Source organism: Flavobacterium aeripolare (genome assembly GCF_013294025.1).
Lineage (GTDB): Bacteria > Bacteroidota > Bacteroidia > Flavobacteriales > Flavobacteriaceae > Flavobacterium.
Genome location: NZ_JABSNL010000003.1, coordinates 182165 through 203349 on the forward strand (window position 1 = coordinate 182165; position 21185 = coordinate 203349).

General features: G+C 34.1%; 16 protein-coding genes and 2 tRNA genes. 6 read left to right on the forward strand and 12 right to left on the reverse strand.

Going from position 1 to position 21185, the window contains the following annotated elements:
* Positions 1-18: 18 nt before the first annotated feature.
* Entirely contained in the window at positions 19-516 is a 498-nt protein-coding gene (locus HNQ00_RS05230) for a hypothetical protein (RefSeq protein ID WP_173837269.1), read from the forward strand.
* A gap of 271 nt (positions 517-787) precedes the next feature.
* Here HNQ00_RS05230 and era read toward each other — a convergent pair whose 3' ends face one another.
* Positions 788-1669, reverse strand: a complete 882-nt coding sequence (gene era, locus HNQ00_RS05235) for a GTPase Era (protein ID WP_173837270.1) — start codon at positions 1667-1669, stop codon at positions 788-790.
* 117 nt (positions 1670-1786) lie between these two features.
* On the opposite strand from era, the gene HNQ00_RS05240 reads away from it, so the two are divergent.
* Positions 1787-1859: transfer RNA gene (locus HNQ00_RS05240), tRNA-Met, on the forward strand.
* A 34-nt stretch (positions 1860-1893) separates the two neighbouring features.
* Positions 1894-1966 (forward strand) — tRNA-Met (locus HNQ00_RS05245).
* A gap of 157 nt (positions 1967-2123) precedes the next feature.
* Here HNQ00_RS05245 and HNQ00_RS05250 read toward each other — a convergent pair.
* Together HNQ00_RS05250 and HNQ00_RS05255 are read right to left on the reverse strand one after the other, a co-directional pair.
* Positions 2124-4139, reverse strand: a complete 2016-nt coding sequence (locus tag HNQ00_RS05250; protein WP_173837271.1) for a M13 family metallopeptidase — start codon at positions 4137-4139, stop codon at positions 2124-2126.
* 479 nt (positions 4140-4618) lie between these two features.
* Complete coding sequence (locus tag HNQ00_RS05255) at positions 4619-5473, reverse strand: leucine-rich repeat domain-containing protein (protein WP_173837272.1); 855 nt, start codon at positions 5471-5473, stop codon at positions 4619-4621.
* A gap of 522 nt (positions 5474-5995) precedes the next feature.
* Between HNQ00_RS05255 and HNQ00_RS05260 the strand changes: the two genes are divergently transcribed.
* A complete protein-coding gene (locus tag HNQ00_RS05260) occupies positions 5996-7012 on the forward strand; it encodes a GNAT family N-acetyltransferase (protein ID WP_254598445.1) in 1017 nt (338 codons plus the stop codon).
* On the opposite strand, the gene HNQ00_RS05265 is transcribed toward HNQ00_RS05260, so the two are convergent.
* On the reverse strand, positions 7002-7874 hold the full coding sequence (locus tag HNQ00_RS05265) for a diacylglycerol/lipid kinase family protein (protein ID WP_217425250.1): 873 nt from the start codon (positions 7872-7874) through the stop codon (positions 7002-7004). The genes HNQ00_RS05260 and HNQ00_RS05265 overlap by 11 nt on opposite strands.
* Positions 7875-7934: 60 nt before the next feature.
* On the opposite strand from HNQ00_RS05265, the gene HNQ00_RS05270 reads away from it, so the two are divergent.
* Positions 7935-8903: an App1 family protein gene (locus HNQ00_RS05270; protein WP_173837407.1), complete on the forward strand. Its 969-nt coding sequence runs from the start codon at positions 7935-7937 to the stop codon at positions 8901-8903.
* A gap of 144 nt (positions 8904-9047) precedes the next feature.
* Here HNQ00_RS05270 and HNQ00_RS05275 read toward each other — a convergent pair whose 3' ends face one another.
* Complete coding sequence (locus HNQ00_RS05275; RefSeq protein ID WP_173837273.1) at positions 9048-10955, reverse strand: ABC transporter ATP-binding protein; 1908 nt, start codon at positions 10953-10955, stop codon at positions 9048-9050.
* 65 nt (positions 10956-11020) lie between these two features.
* On the opposite strand from HNQ00_RS05275, the gene HNQ00_RS05280 reads away from it, so the two are divergent.
* Positions 11021-11407, forward strand: coding sequence for a DUF983 domain-containing protein (locus HNQ00_RS05280; protein ID WP_173837274.1), 387 nt, complete (start codon positions 11021-11023; stop codon positions 11405-11407).
* Here the strand turns inward: HNQ00_RS05280 and HNQ00_RS05285 are convergent, their stop codons facing one another.
* The 7 genes from HNQ00_RS05285 to topA all read right to left on the reverse strand — a co-directional run bounded on the left by HNQ00_RS05285 (position 11408) and on the right by topA (position 21068).
* A complete protein-coding gene (locus HNQ00_RS05285) occupies positions 11408-12463 on the reverse strand; it encodes an NAD(P)/FAD-dependent oxidoreductase (protein WP_173837275.1) in 1056 nt (351 codons plus the stop codon).
* Positions 12464-12554: 91 nt separating this feature from the next.
* Entirely contained in the window at positions 12555-13445 is an 891-nt protein-coding gene (gene porN, locus HNQ00_RS05290; RefSeq protein ID WP_173837408.1) for a type IX secretion system ring subunit PorN/GldN, read from the reverse strand.
* 44 nt (positions 13446-13489) lie between these two features.
* Positions 13490-15031, reverse strand: coding sequence for a type IX secretion system motor protein PorM/GldM (gene porM, locus HNQ00_RS05295; protein WP_173837276.1), 1542 nt, complete (start codon positions 15029-15031; stop codon positions 13490-13492).
* A 41-nt stretch (positions 15032-15072) separates the two neighbouring features.
* Positions 15073-15720 carry a type IX secretion system motor protein PorL/GldL gene (porL, locus tag HNQ00_RS05300; RefSeq protein ID WP_173837277.1) on the reverse strand — a complete coding sequence of 216 codons (648 nt, stop codon included), beginning with the start codon at positions 15718-15720 and terminating at the stop codon, positions 15073-15075.
* 49 nt (positions 15721-15769) lie between these two features.
* Complete coding sequence (gene porK / locus HNQ00_RS05305) at positions 15770-17161, reverse strand: T9SS ring complex lipoprotein PorK/GldK (protein ID WP_173837278.1); 1392 nt, start codon at positions 17159-17161, stop codon at positions 15770-15772.
* A 204-nt stretch (positions 17162-17365) separates the two neighbouring features.
* Entirely contained in the window at positions 17366-18517 is a 1152-nt protein-coding gene (locus tag HNQ00_RS05310) for a formimidoylglutamase (RefSeq protein WP_173837279.1), read from the reverse strand.
* Between the two features lie 4 nt (positions 18518-18521).
* The gene (gene topA / locus HNQ00_RS05315) at positions 18522-21068 is read right to left on the reverse strand and encodes a type I DNA topoisomerase (protein ID WP_173837280.1); all 2547 of its coding nucleotides are present in this window, start codon (positions 21066-21068) and stop codon (positions 18522-18524) included.
* Positions 21069-21185: the final 117 nt, after the last annotated feature.

Sequence of the window (21185 nt, forward strand, 5' to 3'; positions counted from 1 at the left end):
CTCTAAAAAATGGTACTTATGGAAGTCGATAATGAAATAAGATTACTGCTTCGTTTTTATAAAGACGTACCCGAAAAAACGGATTTATTATTGGCTAAATTCAAGCATTTTGCACAAATTAAAGACGATAACTACCACATTAAAGTTAGCGGAAATCATGTGTGGTTACATATTATAGGAGTACAAAAAAAATATCATTCTCCTCACCTTCACTTAGAATTACAAACCCCTACTAAAAACCAGACCCATATTCGAGGTTTGTTTGGCCCTGATCCTGTGTTGTGGAGTTTTTTTATGTTTCTACATTTTATAGTAGCAGGTGTTTTTTTAATCTTCCTAGGAATACTTTATTCTGATTACGTGTTGAAAAACGCACTCACCACAGATTTACTAGTGCTTTCATTAATGTTTGTTGCTTGGTTTTTATTATATTTTGTCGCTCGCCAAATAAGACATAACGGGAACAATCAAATGAAAGAGTTGGAAGTTTTATTCGAAAAAATCATCGCTTCATGATTCCTAAAATTAAAATCTATTGCGGTTTTGTGTAAGGGATAGCAGTGAAAATCCTTTTTTAAGGCTGTTTTTTAAGCTTTAAAAAGATTGAAACGAATAGCCCGACCCCGATAGCTATCGGTGCGGGTTACGTCCAAATACTTTTTTGCACAATCATTACTTCCTTGGCACAACACCCTATTACTATAATAGTTCAGACCATAAAAAAACAGCATTCAATTTAAGCTTGAATGCTGTTTTATTAAGATAACTAAATAGTTAACAGAAGATGTTATTGATTGTAGCCAAAACGTTTTAACATGTTGGCGTTGCTTCTCCAGTTTTTATTTACTTTCACAACTAGTTCTATGTGAATTTGTTTACCAAAGAATTTCTCTAAATCCTCACGAGCCTCAGTACCTACTTTTTTAAGAGCAGCTCCCTTATGACCTATGATAATTCCTTTTTGAGTTTCGCGTTCAACCATTATTAGGGAACGAATACGAATTATTTTTTCATCCTCAAAAAACTCCTCAGTAACGATTTCAACTGCATATGGAATTTCTTTACTGTAATTCAATAGGATTTTTTCACGAATAGTCTCATTAACAAAGAAACGCTCTGGCTTGTCTGTTAATTGATCCTTTGGGTAATATGCGGGTGATTCAGGCAAAAGCGAAATGATACGCTGAAAAACCTCAGGCACATTAAAGTTCTTCAACGCTGATATTGGGTAGATCTCTGCATTAGGCACTTTTTCTGCCCAGAAAGCCACTTGCTGCTCTAATTGTTCTTGATTAGAGTTATCGATTTTATTCAATAATAATAGAACCGGAATTTTAGAATGGATAATCTTATTAAAAAAAGCTTCATCTTTTAAATCCTGCTCCCCTATTTCGACCATGTAAATCAGAATATCAGCATCTTCAAAAGCTGACTTTACGAAATTCATCATCGATTCTTGCATTTCATACGCCGGTTTTATAATACCTGGAGTATCTGATAAGATCATTTGGAAATCCTCACCATTTACAATTCCAAGAATTCTGTGACGTGTTGTTTGTGCTTTGGACGTAATGATTGATAATCGTTCTCCAACAAAGGCATTCATTAATGTTGATTTCCCAACATTAGGATTCCCTATAATATTTACAAAACCTGCTTTATGTGACATTTAATATACTATTTATTTTGCAAAGGTAGTTATATCAACTCAATAGATAAAATAAAACATTTTTTTAAATTTTTGTTGCAAATGCCGAATTTCGTTGTATCTTTGCACCCGAAACAACGCGGGATAGAGCAGTAGGCAGCTCGTCGGGCTCATAACCCGAAGGTCACAGGTTCGAGTCCTGTTCCCGCTACTAAGTAGCCTTATTGAGATTACAAAACGCACATCGCGGGATAGAGCAGTAGGCAGCTCGTCGGGCTCATAACCCGAAGGTCACAGGTTCGAGTCCTGTTCCCGCTACTAGAAAAGCTTCAGAGAAATCTGAGGCTTTTTTTTTGTGCTATAAATGTAAATTATAAACCTTATCAAAAGTTACAATTTATAGCAAACAAAAACTGCGCAACGTATATAATTACATTTGCGCAGCGTTTAATTAAAACGTACTAATGTGTATAAATTACCAAATCGTTATTCTATCTTTTTGGGGTAAAAACATTTTATCGCCTTCCTTAACATTAAAAGCATTGTAAAAAGGAGTTGTATTCATTAGCGGCCCATTAACACGCCAGTTTGGTGGAGAATGTGGGTTATTATTTATCCATAAACGTAGGTATTCGTCTTTCATTTTTACTCTCCATATTTTTGCAAGAGAGATAAAGAAACGCTGATCTGGCGTAAAGCCATCAATTTTAGTATTTCCTTTTCCTTCCTCCGTCATCTTGAAGGCATCATAAGCAACTGCAATACCAGCAATATCAGCGGTATTTTCTCCTACGGTTAACGCACCATTAACGTGCACATCTCCTAGAACAGTAAACGTACTATATTCATCAGTAACTTGCTGTATTCTCGCTTTAAACTGTGCATAATCTTCTTTTGTCCACCAGTTTTTCAAATTACCATATTTGTCATATTGAGCGCCTTGATCATCAAACGTATGGGTTATTTCGTGACCTATAACCATTCCGATACCTCCATAGTTCAAAGCATCATCTGCATTATTATCAAAGTAAGGCGGTTGTAAAATACCTGCTGGAAAAACGATTTCGTTTGCAGTAGGATTATTATACGCAGTAACTGTTGGAGTTGTAGTATACCACTCTGATTTATCGACTCTTTTACCTAATTTATTCAATTGAAATTGATAAGCAGCTGTGGCAGCAGAAACCATATTTTCAAAATAAGTATCTCTAGCCACGCTCACATTACTGTAGTCTCTCCATTTATCAGGATAACCAATTTTTTTAGTGATAGCAAATAGCTTTTCTTTAGCTTTTTGTTTTGTTACTGGACTCATCCATTCTAAATTGTCAATTCTCTTAGCGTAGGCCTTTTGTACATTATTAACCAAAGTTAACATGCGATTTTTAGCCTCCCTTGAAAAGTATTTCTTTACATATAATTCCCCCAATGCTTCACCTAAATAACCATCGACGACGTTTGCCATTTTTTCGCCACGCGTTTTTTGAACTGCTTGACCCGACAGCACTTTGGTGTACTCAAAGGAAGCATCCACAAAAGCTTTGCTCAAATCATCAGCATATCTTTCTAAAGAATTTGCTTTTAAATAAGTTTTCCAATTAGTAATTGATGTTTTCTTCAACAATTTATCTAAAGCATCATAATATTGAGGTTGACCAACGTTGATTGAATCTGTTTTTGCTCCTACATTATTTAAGAATGCGGTCCAATCTATGTTTGGATGTCTTTTAACTAAATCCACTACAGCTATTTTATTATAATTAGCCTGTACATCCCGAAGAGCAACTTTTGTTTTATGTGCAGTAGCAAGTTGTTTATCGATGCTAAATACTACCTCTGCATTTTGTTTCGCTTCTTGAGAGCTACTGCCCGTTAGTTCAAACAATGTAGATAGATACTTTTTATAAGCTTGTTGTATAGCAATTGTTGACGCATCTGATTTGAAATAATAATCTCTATCTGGTAATCCTAGTCCCGTTTGATAAAGTTGTGCACTATTCATAGTACTATTTTTCTCGTCAGAGGAAACACCAAAACCTATCATTGTAGGGTTATCCACCGTTACCTGCTTACCAACAAAATTCATCAATGAGGGCAAATCTTTTATAGCATCAATTTGAACAAGTAATGGCTTAATAGGTGTAAATCCGCGTTTTTCTATTGTCACAGTATCCATACCTGCAGCATAAAAGTTACCCACCTTTTCTGCCACACTCCCCGACGAATTCTCACTTCGAGAAATACTATCTAAAATCCCTTGCAAGCGCATTCTCTGGGGGTAATTCATAAACATATAAGCACCAACTCCAAATTGTGAAGCAGGAATTGCTACAGAATCGTACCATTTCCCGTTTACATATTTAAAAAAATCGTTACCAGGCCTTAAAGTAGAATCAATTCCTGTTATTGCAACTGATTTTTGTTCATGGTTTTTTTTTGAGCATGCCGTGATAGCTAAAATAGCAACTACAAGTGTCAAAGATTTTTTCATAATAAATTTTTTTTCTAATAATATGGATACGGGATTATGTAAGGTTAGCGCGCAGAATACGCAAATAATTGCGCTACCCTATTTTAATAGAACAAGATACAAATATGATTTAATATCCTTGAAATTAATACTAAATAATTATAGGCAAGCTATTTAAAAGTAACAAAGAATCATTAACGACAAAATTGCATCCTACTAATAGCTAATAGCCACCACAAAATGATTAAGAAAACATCTTGTTATATTACCATTAAATCACAAAGAATTTGCTTTTAAAAAGGAATTACCCCGTAGTAATTGTGAAAAAACAACAAATAGAATTTAAAAATATAGTTTTAAAACAGCAGCGTACTAGATGCAATACTATTTTAATTTTTAAGCATAAAAAAACCCATGAAACGAAAACATGGGTTTGATTAAAAAAATTAATTTAAAACAACTACTTAAATAATTAAAAAACCAAAAAAAGTTAACCAAAACTAATCTTCAGAAACCAAAGGTCTCTCTACTTCCATTGCAACATTTAAAGTCATTGCAACGCCTTTATCGTTAATCATTGTCATGTGTAGCGTATCTAAAACCGCTAACCTACTTGATGTCAATCCGCTAAATTGATTAAAAGAGATGTTCATTTCTTTCAAGTTATTTAGTTTCTCAATGTCAAATGGAACTTGACCTTGTAATTTATTTTCGAAAAGACTTAAATTTTCTAATTTAGTTAAGTTGGCGATATCCATACTTAATCTCCCTGAAAGCTTGTTACTATTTAATAGTAATTTTTTTAAAGAAGCTAGTCTGTACAGTGATGTTGGTAATTGACCTTCTAACTGATTATTAAACGCTACAAATACTTCCAATCTAGTTAAATTTCCAATTTGCGACGGTAATTCACCAGATAAATTATTCATGTATAATTGTAAATTTCTTAAATTTTCCATTTCGCAAATGGCTGCTGGAATTGCACCTACTAATTTATTAAATGATAAATCTAATGTTCTTAAATTTTTTAAATTCCCAACAGTAGTTGGAATACTACCTTTAAGACCGTTTCTATGCAAGTTCAAAATTTGAAGATCTGTTAAAGAGGCTAAATCTGCTGGAAGTTCGCCCACAAGATTATTTGAAGACAAATTCAATGAAACAACTTTATCGCCTATTAGCTTAACACCATACCAAGTAGCTACTGGAGCATTAAGATCCCATTTGTTTGTCCAGTTTTCTCCATTTGTAGCCGAATATAAATTCAACAAAACCGTTTTATCTGATGGAGACACCTCTGCTACCATTGAAAATGTAGCAAAAACCGTTAGTAAAAGTGTGATTATATTTTTCATAGCAGAAGTATTTGATCTTAATATTAACATAAAAGTACAGCAGATTTAGTTTATCGACAAAAATAATCGACGAACTACACTATTTAATAATTTAAATGAGTATATTTCCTACGAAATATTAAGAAGCAATTAACAACTCTGATTGCAGTTAGTGAATAGTTAACTAAAAAACGATTGATTTTAAAAAGTAGAAGATATTATTAACCTGTTTTAAACTGTTTCATAATAAGACTATATTCCTACTGCTTGAATATCGCTGCAAATTTTGACCGATTTTTCACGAATGAATCGCTTATAATCTCTGGATTGCTGTATATAAAATCGTAACGCTTAATTGCTATTCTGAGTTTATATAGTATTTTTGCCCCATCAAAAATTAATTTAATTTCAACGGCTATTTACACTTTTAAAATTTATTCTGCTGTATCTGAGCTCCCTGCTAATTGGGATGCTTTAGCCGGTAACAACATATTTTTATCGCAATCCTACCTTTCAGTATTAGAAAATTCTGGACCTATAAACATGATATTCCACTTTATAGGTATTTTTAACAAAGATGACTTAGTAGGAGTTGCCGTTTCTCAATTCTTGGATCTAAGTGCGATTGCATCCTTTGGAGAAAGAGATCATCGTTTTAAAACTTATATTCGTAGTTATGTCTTTCAAAACATTAGTTCGAGAGTATTAGTTATAGGTAATAACATGCTCACCGGTCAAAATGGCTACAGCTTTAGTAAAGAATTAGATAAAGCCACTGCTTTTGTCGTTTTAAAAGATGCTACAAATACTATTCAATTGTTATTAGCTAAAAGAAACTTAAAGCCACAGCTAATAATTTTTAAAGACTACTCTAAAGAAGCCGTTTCTTTGTTTGACAAGAAAATCTTTAAATCCTATTTTACTTTCACTACACAACCCAATATGATTTTCAAAATTTCAGATAACTGGAATAGCTTTGATGATTACCTGGCTAGCTTGAGTAAAAAATACCGAGATCAATACAAAAGAAGCAGGAAAAAAGCAGAGGCTGTATCAAAGAGAAAGTTATCCTTAGATGAAATCGAAAGTGATACAGAGCGCATTCACGAATTATACTTGAATGTAGCTAGAAATGCCCCTTTTAATACGTTCTACTTGAGTGAAAATCATTTTGAAATATTCAAAAAAACACTCAAGGATAATTTCTTGTTTTATGGTTACTTTATTGACGACAAACTAATTGGATTCAATACGTTAATAAAAAACGGATCTGATATTGATACTTATTTTTTAGGCTACGACCAGGAATTTCAAAAAGAAAAAATGTTGTATTTGAATATGTTGTATGACATGATAGCCTATTCGATTAATAAAAAATATAAGAGAATCATTTTTGCACGCACGGCTTTAGAAATAAAAAGTTCAGTAGGGGCTACCGCTGTCGATACCTACGGAATGATGAAACACAGTAACCCACTGCTAAATCTTTTTATAGGCCGATTCTTCCGATACTTTGAACCAAAATCAGATTGGCAAGTGCGTAATCCATTTAAGGAATAGCAACTTTCATTTTAGCAGCCGCCAGGGCAATACTTAAATTAGATTGTGTACCACAATATTCTCCATCAATTTGAAAACTCACCGGCCGATTTGTAGTTATCATTGCCTTATCAGTTGTAATAATTTCAACATCTTCTGCTTCTATAGGCATGTTCCCAGTAATGATTTTTCCAAAAACCATAAGATCTAAATTCTTCAAAATAATTAGTTCGAATTTTCCATCATCCATCAATCCAGTTGGGTTTATCACAACACCCGTACCGTACTTTTTTGAATTTGCTATGACAATCATTTGAGCCTCGCACTCAATTGTAGTATCGTTAACTTCGATTGTAGCTATAAAAGGAGCTTCTTTCTCCACTAATGTAGTGACAGCTTGCAAGGCATAGCCTAACTTACCTCTTACGGAGCTATTCTCATAATTCTTTATTAGGTCAGCATTTAATCCCAAGTCACTAAGGTGTAAGCTTTTTTTACCATTGATCATAATCATATCGATAGCAAGATGCTTCTCACGAAATGATATTATCAAGCACTCCTGAATAGCATTAGGCAAACCCAAATCTGTAGCTAAGCCATTTGCTGAACCTGCTGGTAAGATTCCAAAAATTACATCTTCCTCTTCTAGTGCTTCTGCTACTAATTTTATTGTGCCATCGCCGCCCGCAATTAGTACACGCTCAGGATCAAACTTAGCATATAAATCTTGAATTTTTAAAATATCATTATTGCCAGACGTTTCATATAATACTAAATTCTTTTGCAAGCCGTTTACAAAATCTGTGGCTGTTTCTATAATTTCAGATTTCTCTACACCACCAGAAATAGGGTTCACGATTAACAAGACATTCTTTTTCACCATTTGCTTCGTTAAGTGGTTTTTAATAATTAAATTTCGCTTTTGTCAAAAGTATTAAATAAAATGAAACCTATTTTAAAATTATATCGCGGTTACGCAAATGAGCAGGAGTTAATTGTAATGGGACATGTTTTTAAGCCGACAAACATGAAAGATTATGATTTTCTTTCTACTAATTTTAAAAATGCTGGTTCAGTAATCAACATGTACCGCATTAAAACTGACGCTAATGCTAGTGTGTACTTAAATTACAAGGGTACCGAAATACACACGAAGACTTTACACGACGGCTATTTTAAATTTTGTATTCCCATCGAATCATCCTCAAATTATGGCTGGATGGACTATGAGGTTAGTATCATTTATAATAATGAGAGAATTGTAAGTACTGCGAGCTATATTAAACCCTATAAAGGTGATATAGGAATCATCTCAGACATAGATGATACTTTTTTAGTTTCTTACACCTTGAATCCTTTAAAAAAGCTGTACCATCTTTTGTTTAGAAATGTAAATTCGAGAAAAATTTTTGCAGATGTTACCGCACATTATCAAGCACTAAGTGAGGCTGGGCGCACCAACAGTTCTGAGAAGAATGCTTTTTTTTATGTATCGAGTAGTGAATGGAATTTGTATCGGTTTTTAGTGAAGTTTACTGAAATCCATAATCTACCTAAAGCGGTATTATTATTAAAAGACATCAAAACTAGTCTCAGCAATTTTTTATGGTCTGGAAGAGGAGAACACAATCATAAATTTGAAAAGATTAAACACATCCTTGAATTTTATCCCGACTTAGAATATGTCCTTCTAGGAGATGATTCACAACACGACACGTATTTATATGAATCAATCAGTAAGATTTTCCCTTTAACTGTAAAAGCAATATATATTAGACAAACCGGTAAAAAGAAAAAGAAAAAAGTTATCGATTCGTTAGAAAATATTGCATCCTTGAACGTGTCTGTCTGCTATTTTGAATCTAGTGCTACCGCAATTGCACATTCTAAGAAAATAGGTCTTATTAAATAAGTTAATAGCCCAGATAGCAGTGAAAATCCTTTGCATAAAAAAATCTCTTTTTACCACTCTTAAAGAGCGACTGTAAGAAGCTCCTTGAAGAGTGAAGTAAAAAAAGATTGTTTATGTAAAGATTGAAACGAATAGCTGGATTAGCTACGCATTATCAATCTCCTCTTGAACGATTTCCCAATCCAATAGCAGTTGCTCTAAATCGGCTTTTTTCTTGTTATAAGCGGTAAAAAATTTAGCATCCTCAACGTGCTTGTCGTAGTTAGTCGCTAGCATTTTGTCGTCATGCTGTATGTCTCTTTCAAGCTGCTTTATCTGACTTTCAATTTTACTTAACTTATTATTAAGCGCTTTATTTTTCTTCTGGTCTTCATAAGATGCTTTGTTACTTTCCTTAGGAGCAATTGCTTTTTCGGCATCTTTTTTCTCAACCTCACGCATGTTTTCAAGGTTGCGCTGTTCTAAGAAATAATTGATATCCCCTAAATATTCTTTTATTTTTTGGTCTTTAAATTCGTACACTAAATTAGACATACCTTGTAAAAAATCTCTATCGTGAGATACTAGAAGTAGGGTTCCTCCAAATTTTTGCAGGGCCGCTTTCAATACATTCTTAGATTTAATATCCAAGTGATTGGTAGGCTCATCCATCAATAAAACGTTGATAGGTTGCAACAGCAATTTACAAAGAGCAAGACGATTACGCTCTCCCCCTGAAAGGACCTTTACTTTTTTATCTACATCATCACCTCTAAACAAGAATGACCCTAGCATGTCACGCACTTTCATTCTATTAGTATCTGCGGCTGCATCCTCCATTGTTTGCAACAATGTGATTTCGCCATCAAGATATTCTGCTTGATTTTGTGCAAAGTAACCTAACTGTACATTATGTCCTAACTTGATTGTACCTTGATACTCAAATTCGTCAACGATCGCTTTTATAAAAGTAGATTTTCCTTGACCATTTTGACCTACAAACGCGATTTTACTTCCACGTTCTACTAGCAAATTAATGTCTTTTAAAATAGTTTTATCACCATAACTTTTAGTTACGTGCTCTGCTTCGACCACTACTCTACCAGGCTCTTTTGAAACAGGAAAAGAGATATTCATTACTGAGTTATCGTCTTCATCAACTTCGATACGTTCTACTTTATCTAATTTCTTGATTAGCGATTGTGCCATTGAGGCCTTAGAGGCTTTAGCACGGAATTTCTCAATTAACTTTTCAGTTTCTTCAATTTTCTTGCTTTGATTTTTTTGCGTCGCCAATTGCTTTTCGCGAATTTCATGACGCAACTCTAAATATTGAGAATACGGCTTATTGAAATCGTATGCTTTACCTAGGGAGATTTCGATTGTTCTATTAGTAACATTATCAAGGAACATTTTATCATGTGATACGATTACCACAACTCCTATATAATTTCGTAAAAAACTCTCTAACCAAATGATACTCTCTATATCCAAGTGATTGGTAGGCTCATCGAGTAGTAATACATCATTAGCTTGTAACAATAATTTTGCTAACTCTATACGCATCCTCCAACCTCCAGAGAAGGTTTCTGTTTGGTTATTGAAAACATCTCTTTTAAAACCTAAACCAAGTAGAATTTTTTCAGTGTCTCCTACATAATTGTATCCACCTAATAAATCAAAACGATGGGTATAGTCTGATAAATCTTCAATGATTTTAGAATATTCTTCACTTTCATAATCAGTACGGGTAACTAATTGATGATTGATTTCTTCTAATTTTTTCTCTACAATTTTTATATCAACAAATGCTTCATAAGCTTCCTCTAATACCGTTCTACCTTGCTCAAAATCGATGTCTTGACGTAAGAATCCCATGCGAACATCTTTTTCCTGAGAGATGACTCCAGAATCTGGTTTGAAATCTCCAGCTAGCATTTTTAGCATTGTTGATTTTCCTGCACCATTCTTTCCAACTAGACCAACTCGATCCCCAGCTCCCAAACGAAATGTTACTTCTTCAAATAAATAAGTACCTCCGAACGAAACGGATAAATTGTGTATATTAAGCATATTTTGTGACTAAAGTTACTTAGGCAGCAATCCTAAAATTGTACCTTTGTTAAAAATTTATGCAAATGTTAAAAAAAGGATCCAAACTAAATAGTATTTTAACAGGAACTTGTCCGAAATGTCAAAATGAGAGCATGTATGAAGACAAAAATCCTTTACATCTAACGAAAGTTTTGAAAATGAATGAAAACTGCAGTCATTGTGGTTTACATTATCAAATCGAACCATCGTTTTTTTACGGTGCCATGTATGTAAGTTACGGCTTAAATGTAGCAGTAGGAGTTGCTGCTTTTATAATCTCGTTTTTATTTATAGGGTCTACATTAAAAACAGCGTTTATAAGTATTATAGTAGCTTTAATTGTTTCGTTTCCATTTGTATTGCGATTGGCTCGAAACATCTACATAAATATGTTTGTTTCTTACGACCCTAATTTTAAAGAGAAAAAATAATTAGTATCTATAATTTTTAGGTTTAACACGATTGATGTTAATCTCTTTATCAATTATTTTACCATTTTCTATTTTGTCGAATAGTTCTTTTGCCATAGCAGGACCAAGCATAACTCCACGAGTTCCTAGGCCGTTTAAGACATGCATATTATTGTAATCAAAATGAGTGCCTATTAACGGGCGACGATCGTAAACAGTAGGTCTGACGCCTGCAAAATGCGCTACGATTTTAAAATCGCAATCGATTATTTCTCTAATACGCTCAAGCAATTCTTGCTTACCTTCTTCGGTAGGCAAATCTGTCTTATCTTTCCAGTTGTACGTTGCACCTACTTTGTAGCGATTCCATCCTAGTGGTAAGATAAAAACGCTTGTATTGAGTATAACGTTTAAATCAAGTTCGTCAGATTCAATAATAAACAATTCCCCTTTTGTACCGTCTACAGGTAAATAACCAAAGAAAGGATTTTGATGAATACCAAATCCCTCTGCAAACACGATGTGCTTCGCTACTATACCTTTGTAAGAGATCGTATCAGACTCCAATAGTAAAGCACCATAGTCAAATGATTCATACCTGATACTATTAATAGATTCTAAATACTTACGATACGAAAATAGCAATAGCTCAGTATCCACATAACCAGTGTGTAAAACTTCACCATAATTATAAGCCGACGTTATACCTGAATATTTTTTAGTAATAAGAACAGGAGATAAAAAAGGCGCTAATCCCTTTTTATCAGAAGCAGCAAACCAATTATTCTGTTCTTCAATCGAAAAAAACTTACGCAGTATAGGCTTAGGAAAATCAAATTGCGAAGCTAACTTTGCCTCCAGCTTTTTGTAAAATTCTTTCATTTCGACTAGCTGCTCTTCGGCCTTCCAAACCTCACTAAACCTTTTTAAAATAACTGGGTTATATAAGCCACCTGCAATTAGTGATGATTTTTGAGAATCATTATCAAAGACTGCAATCGTTTTATCATTGTTTAAAGCTTGTTCAGCAAATGAAATCCCTGCAAGTCCGCAGCCTACAATTATGTAATCAACCATAAGGTAATAAAATAAATTTAGTATACTATGCTAATAAAAAAGACTCTTAACGTTGCGATAAGAGTCTTCTTTTTATAGGTAATAATTGTAATTAGTAGTTCCACATATCTGATTCAAAATCACGAATCTTTTCTTTGATACGCATAGATTCTAACAATTGATTTTGTGAATTATCTTTCATGTAATCATCAATCGCTCTATCTCCATAAACGTTTTCTTCCTTGTAAATTACACTATTAAAACGTCGTGAATTAAGGATTTGATCGAATGAAATAGGCATAGCAGAGTTGTTGTCATTAAATGCCTTTGCTTTATGCAACACCTCTCTAGCTGATGGAAAGAAAATCCAGAATAACTCAATATAATCTTTTTGCTCACTATTCATAGAATACACATCTGGAGTGATTGGACAAATTCCAAGTAAACGATATTTCATTTCGCTTTGTCTCTTGTCAAAATACCAGTATCCCTTGATGTAATATTTAGCAACATCTTGAGCTGTCAAATCTGACCTTAAGATATACTCTTCAGATACTCTTTGTCCAGCATTAACTTGTTCTCTACCTACATCAGTGGTATCCACTCTACTTAAAGATGATTCGATATCATTGTAAGATTTTTTAGTATTAAAATAACTATCAGAATACACCTCAGTAATTTCTCCACTTCTAATTGCTGCTGTTAAAACATCATACAAAGATCTTCTATCAGGTCCTATATTAGCTGCATCGATAGGAAAATATAAAGGAAAATTGATTTTTTCATTCAAATCAATAACCTCCCATACCGTTTTCCCCATCAAGATATCCCTATCGTGAACGTAACCATACGACAAAGGCTTATCATTGTCCGCAATAAGTTGCGCTGCACTTTTAAGGCCTATTTCCTCAGGTGTTTTTGCGTTAAGCAAATTAGATTGTGCAGAAGAAGCAAAACTTCCACCAACAGAAATAACAACAATTAAAAAATTTCTTAAATTCATCATGGTATAATATAAAATATTGACTGCTATATTAGCAATTGGTATTATTGTATTTCAAAAATTACTGGAGCAGTTCTAGGTAATAAATAACTACCAGCACCCACTAATTTAGTTCTAATCTCTGAAATGGTAACTTGGTCACCTCTACCTGCTTTTGACAGGACAGCTTTACATTGTGCATTTAATCTATTACCAGAAACTACAACGGTAGCTTGACCTGATATTTTTAAATTAAATCCAACAACATCTAAACCTACTTCAAAATCAAAATCTTCTAATTTGGCTCCAATTGTTGCAATTTCTAAATTCGATTTAGGACCTTTTACAATACCTGTTTCTCCTCTAATTGTACCTGTTGGACCAGGGATTCCTTTAATTCTAAATACTTTTCTATCTGAAGCTACTTTACCATCGCTCATTTTTCCTGAAACGTTGATTACAACTTCTGATCCACCACCAGGAGTCATAACGTATCTTCCATTTCCTACCTTAGACAAACCAGGTGCCGAAGCATTAACTTGATTATCTGCGATACCTGCAAAGGAAATTGTCATTGGGTTTTGAACACCTCTATAAACAACATTCATTTTATCAGCAGAAATAGTAGCTGAATTAGGTCTAGGAACAACCACATACTTTCCAGTAAAAGGCAATGGAATTGTTTTACCATCTTCTAGAAATGTAAACTTTCCATTAAAACTTTGCTCACCTACATTACCAGCAGTCATACCAATTACGGCTTGACCATTAATAATTTTACCAGGACCCGAGAAAGAAGTTGGTGTTGTGTTAGCATCATAACGTCCTAAAACAACCTTCCCTGTAACTTGCTCCCCTTGAAAATAAGCATTTTTATTTAAAACTACGATAGCTTCATAATTACTGTAAGATGCAGCAGCTACAGCCGCTTTCCCTAGTAAAGTATTATAGATATCCGTTTCTGTTTTCTTAACATCATTTTGCCATGCTGATAATTTTGCTAATGAAGCAACAGCAGGAAATCCTTTGAAATGATAATCTAAATAAGGAATATTGATTCCGTCTTTATTTTTAACATCTGTTAAATCAAACTTTGTAGTAATTTCAGATACGATAGGTGCTAATTTCTTGTTATCACCTAAAGCAGCTTTCATATCTGCTTTATACTTTTCGACAGTACTAATAACTTCTTGCCCTTTTTGAGAATATCCCGAAGAATTAAACCAAGCATTATCTAAGTTATCTGCCTTGTCCATTTCCTCATAAGGAAGTTTACCAGTTTCAGGATCAACTTCAATTCCAGCAACCACCTCAGATTTTAAACCTCCAATATATGCGTAAAATGTTTTTGTAATTCCTTCCACCTTATGAGCGGTAACTGAAGCTGCATTAAATTCTCCTCCTGCCTCAGCAGCTTTAGCATCTAACCCCATCAACATTTGGTTATTAGATTGCTCAGCAGATATATTTGATCCTTCAAATTTTTCATTCATTAATCCAAAAGCTGATAAAACTTCTTTGGACATATTAAGTGCTAACATCGCGATAAAAACCAAGTACATTAGGTTTATCATCTTCTGTCTAGGTGTTTGTTTTCCTCCAGCCATATTCTTTAAATTAGTTTATTAATGATAGTTTAAGAAACCAATTATTTAGTACCCATTGCTGATAACATACCACCGTAAACATTGTTCAATGAAGACAAGTTAGTTGTAAGTGATTGCATTTGCTCTTTTAACTTCAAGTTGTTTTCAGCAACTTCCTCATTAATTTGAGCATTTTTAGCTGCAGATTGTAACTGTATTTTATATAAGCTATTTAAAGACTCCATTTGAGCTGCTGCCAATGTCAATTCTTCACTATATTTTTTAGTAGAAGCAATTGAATCAACTGTAGGTGCAATTCCTTTAGCTGCAGATTCGAAATTTTTAATACTATTTCCTAGACTTGCCATTAATGCGCCATCAATTTTAGCATCTTTCAACATTGCGTCTAATTTTTGAGAAAGCATCCCTTGCGTTTCTGCAGGTGCTGCTTCCACTTTTACAACTTGTTTTCTAGCTTGACCATTTTTTAATTCAGGGTAAACTAAAGCCCAGTCATACTCTTCATCTACTGGCTCAAATGCTGATAATGCAAAGATAAGTGCTTCAACTACTAGGCCAATTGTTAACATTCTGTTCCCTGTAATAGGACCAAACTCAATATGTGTAATTTTGAATAACGCTCCAATGATTACAACCGCTGCACCCATTCCGTATGCGAAATTCATTGCTTTTTTGCCTAGTACTGCCATAATTCGAATTTTAAGGTTTTGATAAAAATTTTATAGATTTGGATTAATTTTATTTTCTTTTTGATGTTGATTGAACTGACATATAATCTTGTACTGTTCTAAAACCGATAAAGCTTCTAGCAGAATCAGCATATTCAAAATCTCTTGTACTCACCTGTAAAAAGTAAGCAACATCTTTCCAAGATCCACCACGTACAACTTTACGTTTATTTGATGCATCTAAGACATTTGGATTCATTGAGGATACATATTCGTAAGCATTAGGATTATAAGAAGAGTCCGTCCACTCTGCTACGTTTCCTGCCATGTTATATAAGTTATAGCCATTAGGAGCATACGATTTTGCTTCTACAGTGTACAGAGCGTCATCTGCAGCATAATCTCCTCTATTAGGTTTAAAATTAGCTAAGAAACAACCTTTATCATCTCTTGTATATGGACCACCCCAAGGATAAGATGCTGATTCCAGCCCTCCTCTTGCAGAATATTCCCACTCTGCTTCAGTAGGTAATCTAAATGAGTTGATTTGATCGCGACCTTTTTTCTTAGATTTAATATATGAGTTTTTATACAACGTTCTCCAAGCACAAAATGCTTTAGCCTGTGTCCATTTTACACCAACTACTGGATAATCTCCATACGCCTTATGCCAGAAATAATCATTATGCATAGGTTCATTATACGAGTAGGTAAAATCTTTTATCCATACCGTCGTATCAGGATAAATCTTAACCTCTTCATTTCTAACAAAATCTCTTCTTTCTCCTATTTTAGCTTTAGCTGCAGCTTGAATATCCATCCAAGAATAACGAAATTTCAATTTATTAACGTCAATAGTTCTCAAACCATTGTATGAAGACTCTATAGGTAGGTACATTGAATCCATAACCTCAGTGTAATATTCGTCTGGGTATTGCTGCGGATCTTTGATTAATTTAATTTTTTTATTCAATCTTCTACCAGCATAAGGATCATCATCTGTCCCTAAACTATAATAGTTATCATTCATGTACTTATCGTACACACTCATTTTATCAGGATTTGAATCATCAAAAGCATAGTCACCTATACTACCACCTTTGCTACCTTTACCACTAGAAGCAGTTAAACCATAACTATCCGCTAGAACAGCTAATTTAACGCGTATTGTAGAATCCTTAACCCAGTCAACAAATTGACGGTATTCACTATTTGTAATTTCCGTTTCATCCATGTAAAATGAACGTACAGTAACCGTTTTTGTTGGCGCATCTTGAACATTAGCAATATCTTGATCAGATTTACCCATAATGTAAGATCCCCCAGGAACTAAAGTCATTCCATAAGGTTTCTCAGGGTGCCATTTACCACCGTTAGTTCCTACTAACTCCCCTCTGTCTCCTGCATTACCACAGCTATTTAATAATGTCAAAATTGCAACAAACGCAACGAGATTCTTCATATAATTCAGATTATAAATTCATTATAATTATAGGATTAAAACTACTATAGCAATCTTCTATTCCTATTTCAAAAAAATATTTTGCAAAGGTTATTTAACAAAATATTAGTTCTTTCGTACAAACGTAAATAATTATTTCAAATAAAAAAAACATTTTATCCTAGCAACATTAAGTAAATTGTACTTATACCTAAAATAACAACGCTATAGAATGTTTTTTCTTTGTGCTTTCCACCATCGCTCTGGTAGTTCCTGATTACAGGCCGCTAAATATTCTTCATGTGAACAAGGTAATAACGTATTTCTTTTTAACTTATTGTTGCTATTAGAAACAAATGGTATTTCAATCCACCATCTCTCCGTTTTATCGCTTTTAAAAAATATTAACACTTCTTCGTCGATTGGCACGATATATTTAATGTAGTTATCTCGGGTCCCAAAAGGATATTCATTAGATCGATAATGAAAACCTTCGATAAAATACCATACAATTTGAGCAATTAGCGCCGATTCTTGAACAGTGCTATTGTGATTAAAAATCCCAAACATAGAAACCTTATCACTAATTCCCGCATAGCGTGCTAAAGAACAAATTTCCTTACCATTAAAACCGTTTGGTGCAAAATTCACGAAATTACCCGAATCAGATGATTTTACTGCTGTTAGATCCAGACTTACAATATCAGCATCTCTAAAAACTGGTTCAGCTAAAGCGATATTATGAGAAACCTCTCCTAATCGATAGGCATCGAAGAATAATTTTTCGATTAAATCTATTTCCTCTTGAGAATTATAATAGGTTTGGTATCCTATGTTACAGTAATTAAATAAATTATTTGGTTCGTCAATGATCATTTTCGTCAGATAGGAACCCGCAAGTGCACCACCATCTTCTTTTCCAAAATCAAATTTACTATCTACCGCTACTAAATTGACCATCTGCTCTAATTCATCATAGGCTCTATACAAAGCATAAGTCAAATCTTGAGAACCTCCAATAACGATAGGAACTACTTTATTTTTAATTAATGTCGCAGCCACTTTTCGAAGTGCATAATAAGTATCAGTGGTTGCATCACCAGCTACAATATCACCAAGATCTGCAATTGATGCATCCCAATTTCCTGGAAACATGCTATACAGTTCTTTCCTTATTGCAACTAAATCCGCATCTGTACTAACTGTTTCTGCACCTCTATTTTCCAATACACCAATTACTGCAATAGTAATTTTACTTAAATCTGGAAACTGATCTGCCGTATGAAAAACCACTTTACTACCAAATTGTTGTGAAGAAAACGTTGCTAACGTTTCTAAAACATCTTCTTGAATAGGTCTTAAAAAATCAAATTCCATTTTATTACTTTTTAGCCGCTGGTTTTTTTACCGCTGCTTTTTTTGTTGTAGTTGCTTTTTTTGCTACTGCCTTTTTTACTGGTGCTTTTTTTGCTGCAGTTTTCTTAGCAGGCGTTTTTGCTGCAATCATTTCTTGAACTTGCTCCAGTGTAAGCTTAGCCGCTTCAACATCTTTACCTAATTCAATTTTGATTTTTCCTTTTGTAATTGTCGAGCGTCCCCATCTGGCTTTTTCCACAAGAATACCTTCCTCTTCCCAATTGTGAATCACTTTATCAATGTTTTTTTGGATCTTATCTTCGATTAAAGTTTCGATATCAGTTTGAGAAAGATTATCAAAATCATATTTTTTATTCACATTGATAAACATCCCATCCCACTTGATAAAAGGACCAAAACGCCCTGTACCTTTTTGAACTCCTTCGCCTTTATAAACAGCTATAGGAGCATCTGCAAGCGCTTTCTCATCAATAAGTTCTTTAGCTCTATCAAAGTCAACATCTAATGGATTCTCCCCTTTAGGCAAGGAAACAAATGCTGCACCGTGACGTATATACGGACCATAGCGACCGTTACTAACCTCAACTTCTTCTTCTTTATAAACTCCCAAATTTTTAGGAAGTAAAAAAAGATTAAGCGCTTCTTCTAGATTGATATTCCCTATGTTTTGATCTGCCATTAAACTAGCAAATTTCTTATCCTCGTCATCTGCAGCACCAATTTGTGCCATAGGTCCAAATTTACCCAAACGTACAGAAACAGGTTTACCAGTATTAGGATCTGTTCCTAGAATACGTTCTCCACTTTCTCTTTCAGCGTTTGCTTCAACATCTTTTACTGTAGGATGAAATTGGTCATAGAACTCTTTCATCATAATGGCCCAATCAACATTTCCTTCAGCGATTTCGTCAAAATCCTGCTCCACCTTTGCTGTAAAATTGTAATCTAATATATTTCCAAAATTCTTAACTAAGAAATCAGTTACGATTGTTCCAATATCCGTAGGTACTAACTTCCCTTTATCAGACCCAGTATTTTCTTTTAGTAATTTTTCGTCTACTTTATTTGCTTGTAAAATCAATTGTGTATAATTACGCTCTTGACCGTCTAAATTTCCTTTTTCGACATAATTTCTGTTGATAATTGTCGAAATTGTAGGCGCATAAGTAGAAGGACGCCCAATACCTAACTCCTCTAATTTCTTCACTAAAGAAGCCTCTGTATAGCGAGCTGGCGGCCTTGTATATCTCTCTGTAGCAGTAATATAATTATTAAGTAACTTCTCGTTCACCTTCATCGCAGGAAGCATTCCTTCTTGCTCCTCTTCGTCATCATCGTGACCTTCTAAGTATACTTTTAAGAAACCTTCAAAAAGCAATACTTCACCAGAAGCTGTAAATAACTCTCCGTGATTATTAGCTTCAATCTTCACATTAGTTCTTTCTAATTGCGCATCGCTCATTTGAGAAGCTAATGTTCTTTTCCAGATTAAATCGTACAAACGCGCTTGATCCCTATCGATATTCACGGTATGTCGCGACATATCTGTAGGGCGAATTGCCTCGTGCGCCTCTTGAGCACCTTTACTTTTATTAGTAAATGTTCTAGGTTTAGAAAATTCCTTACCATACGACTTGATAATTTCTGCCTGAGCAGCATCCATCGCATCTTTTGATAAGTTCACACTATCTGTTCTCATGTACGTTATCAATCCCGCCTCGTATAATCGCTGCGCTAATTGCATGGTAATCCCTACTGGTAAATACAATTTACGCGCCGCTTCTTGCTGTAGAGTCGAAGTCGTAAATGGCCCTGTAGGTGATTTTTTTGTAGGCTTTGTTTCTAAGTCAGAAACCTTATATGTAGACCCAATGTTCTTACTTAAAAAATCTTCAGCTTCTTTTTTAGTTGTAAAATTTTTAGGCAATTTTGCTTTAAATGATTTTCCTGCTTCATTAGTAAACTCAGCAACAACTGAGTAACTAGCGACAGCATTAAAATTTTGGATATCGCGTTCCCTTTCAACAATCAACCGCACAGATACTGACTGTACACGCCCTGCCGAAAGTCCGCCCTTGATTTTCCTCCATAATACTGGAGATAATTCATACCCTACAAGTCTGTCTAATACACGACGTGCTTGCTGTGCATTAACTAAGTTATAATCAATTTCTCTAGGATTATCTATCGCTTTTAAAATCGCGGTTTTTGTAATCTCATGAAAAACGATACGTTTTGTTTTTTTAACGTCTAATTTTAATTCTTCAAATAAATGCCAAGAAATAGCCTCACCCTCGCGATCCTCATCACTTGCTAACCAAACCATTTCGGCTTTCTTAGCTAGACCTTTCAATTTGGTAACTAAAGCTTTTTTATCAGGTGAAACTTCGTACTTAGGTTTAAAATCATTTTCGACGTCTACACCTATTTCTTTCGAAGGTAAGTCGGCTATGTGACCATAACTTGACTCTACTTGATAATCACTACCAAGAAATTTCTCGATTGTTTTTGCTTTTGCCGGGGACTCAACTATTACTAAATTCTTTGCCATTGCTCTATTTTTCTCGGACAAAAGTAGAAGTTTTTTTTAAATATTGTGCTTTTGAAAAATTTTAAAATATTTTTAGAACAAAAAATCAATTAATAAAGAGAGGAAATATCATTTTCG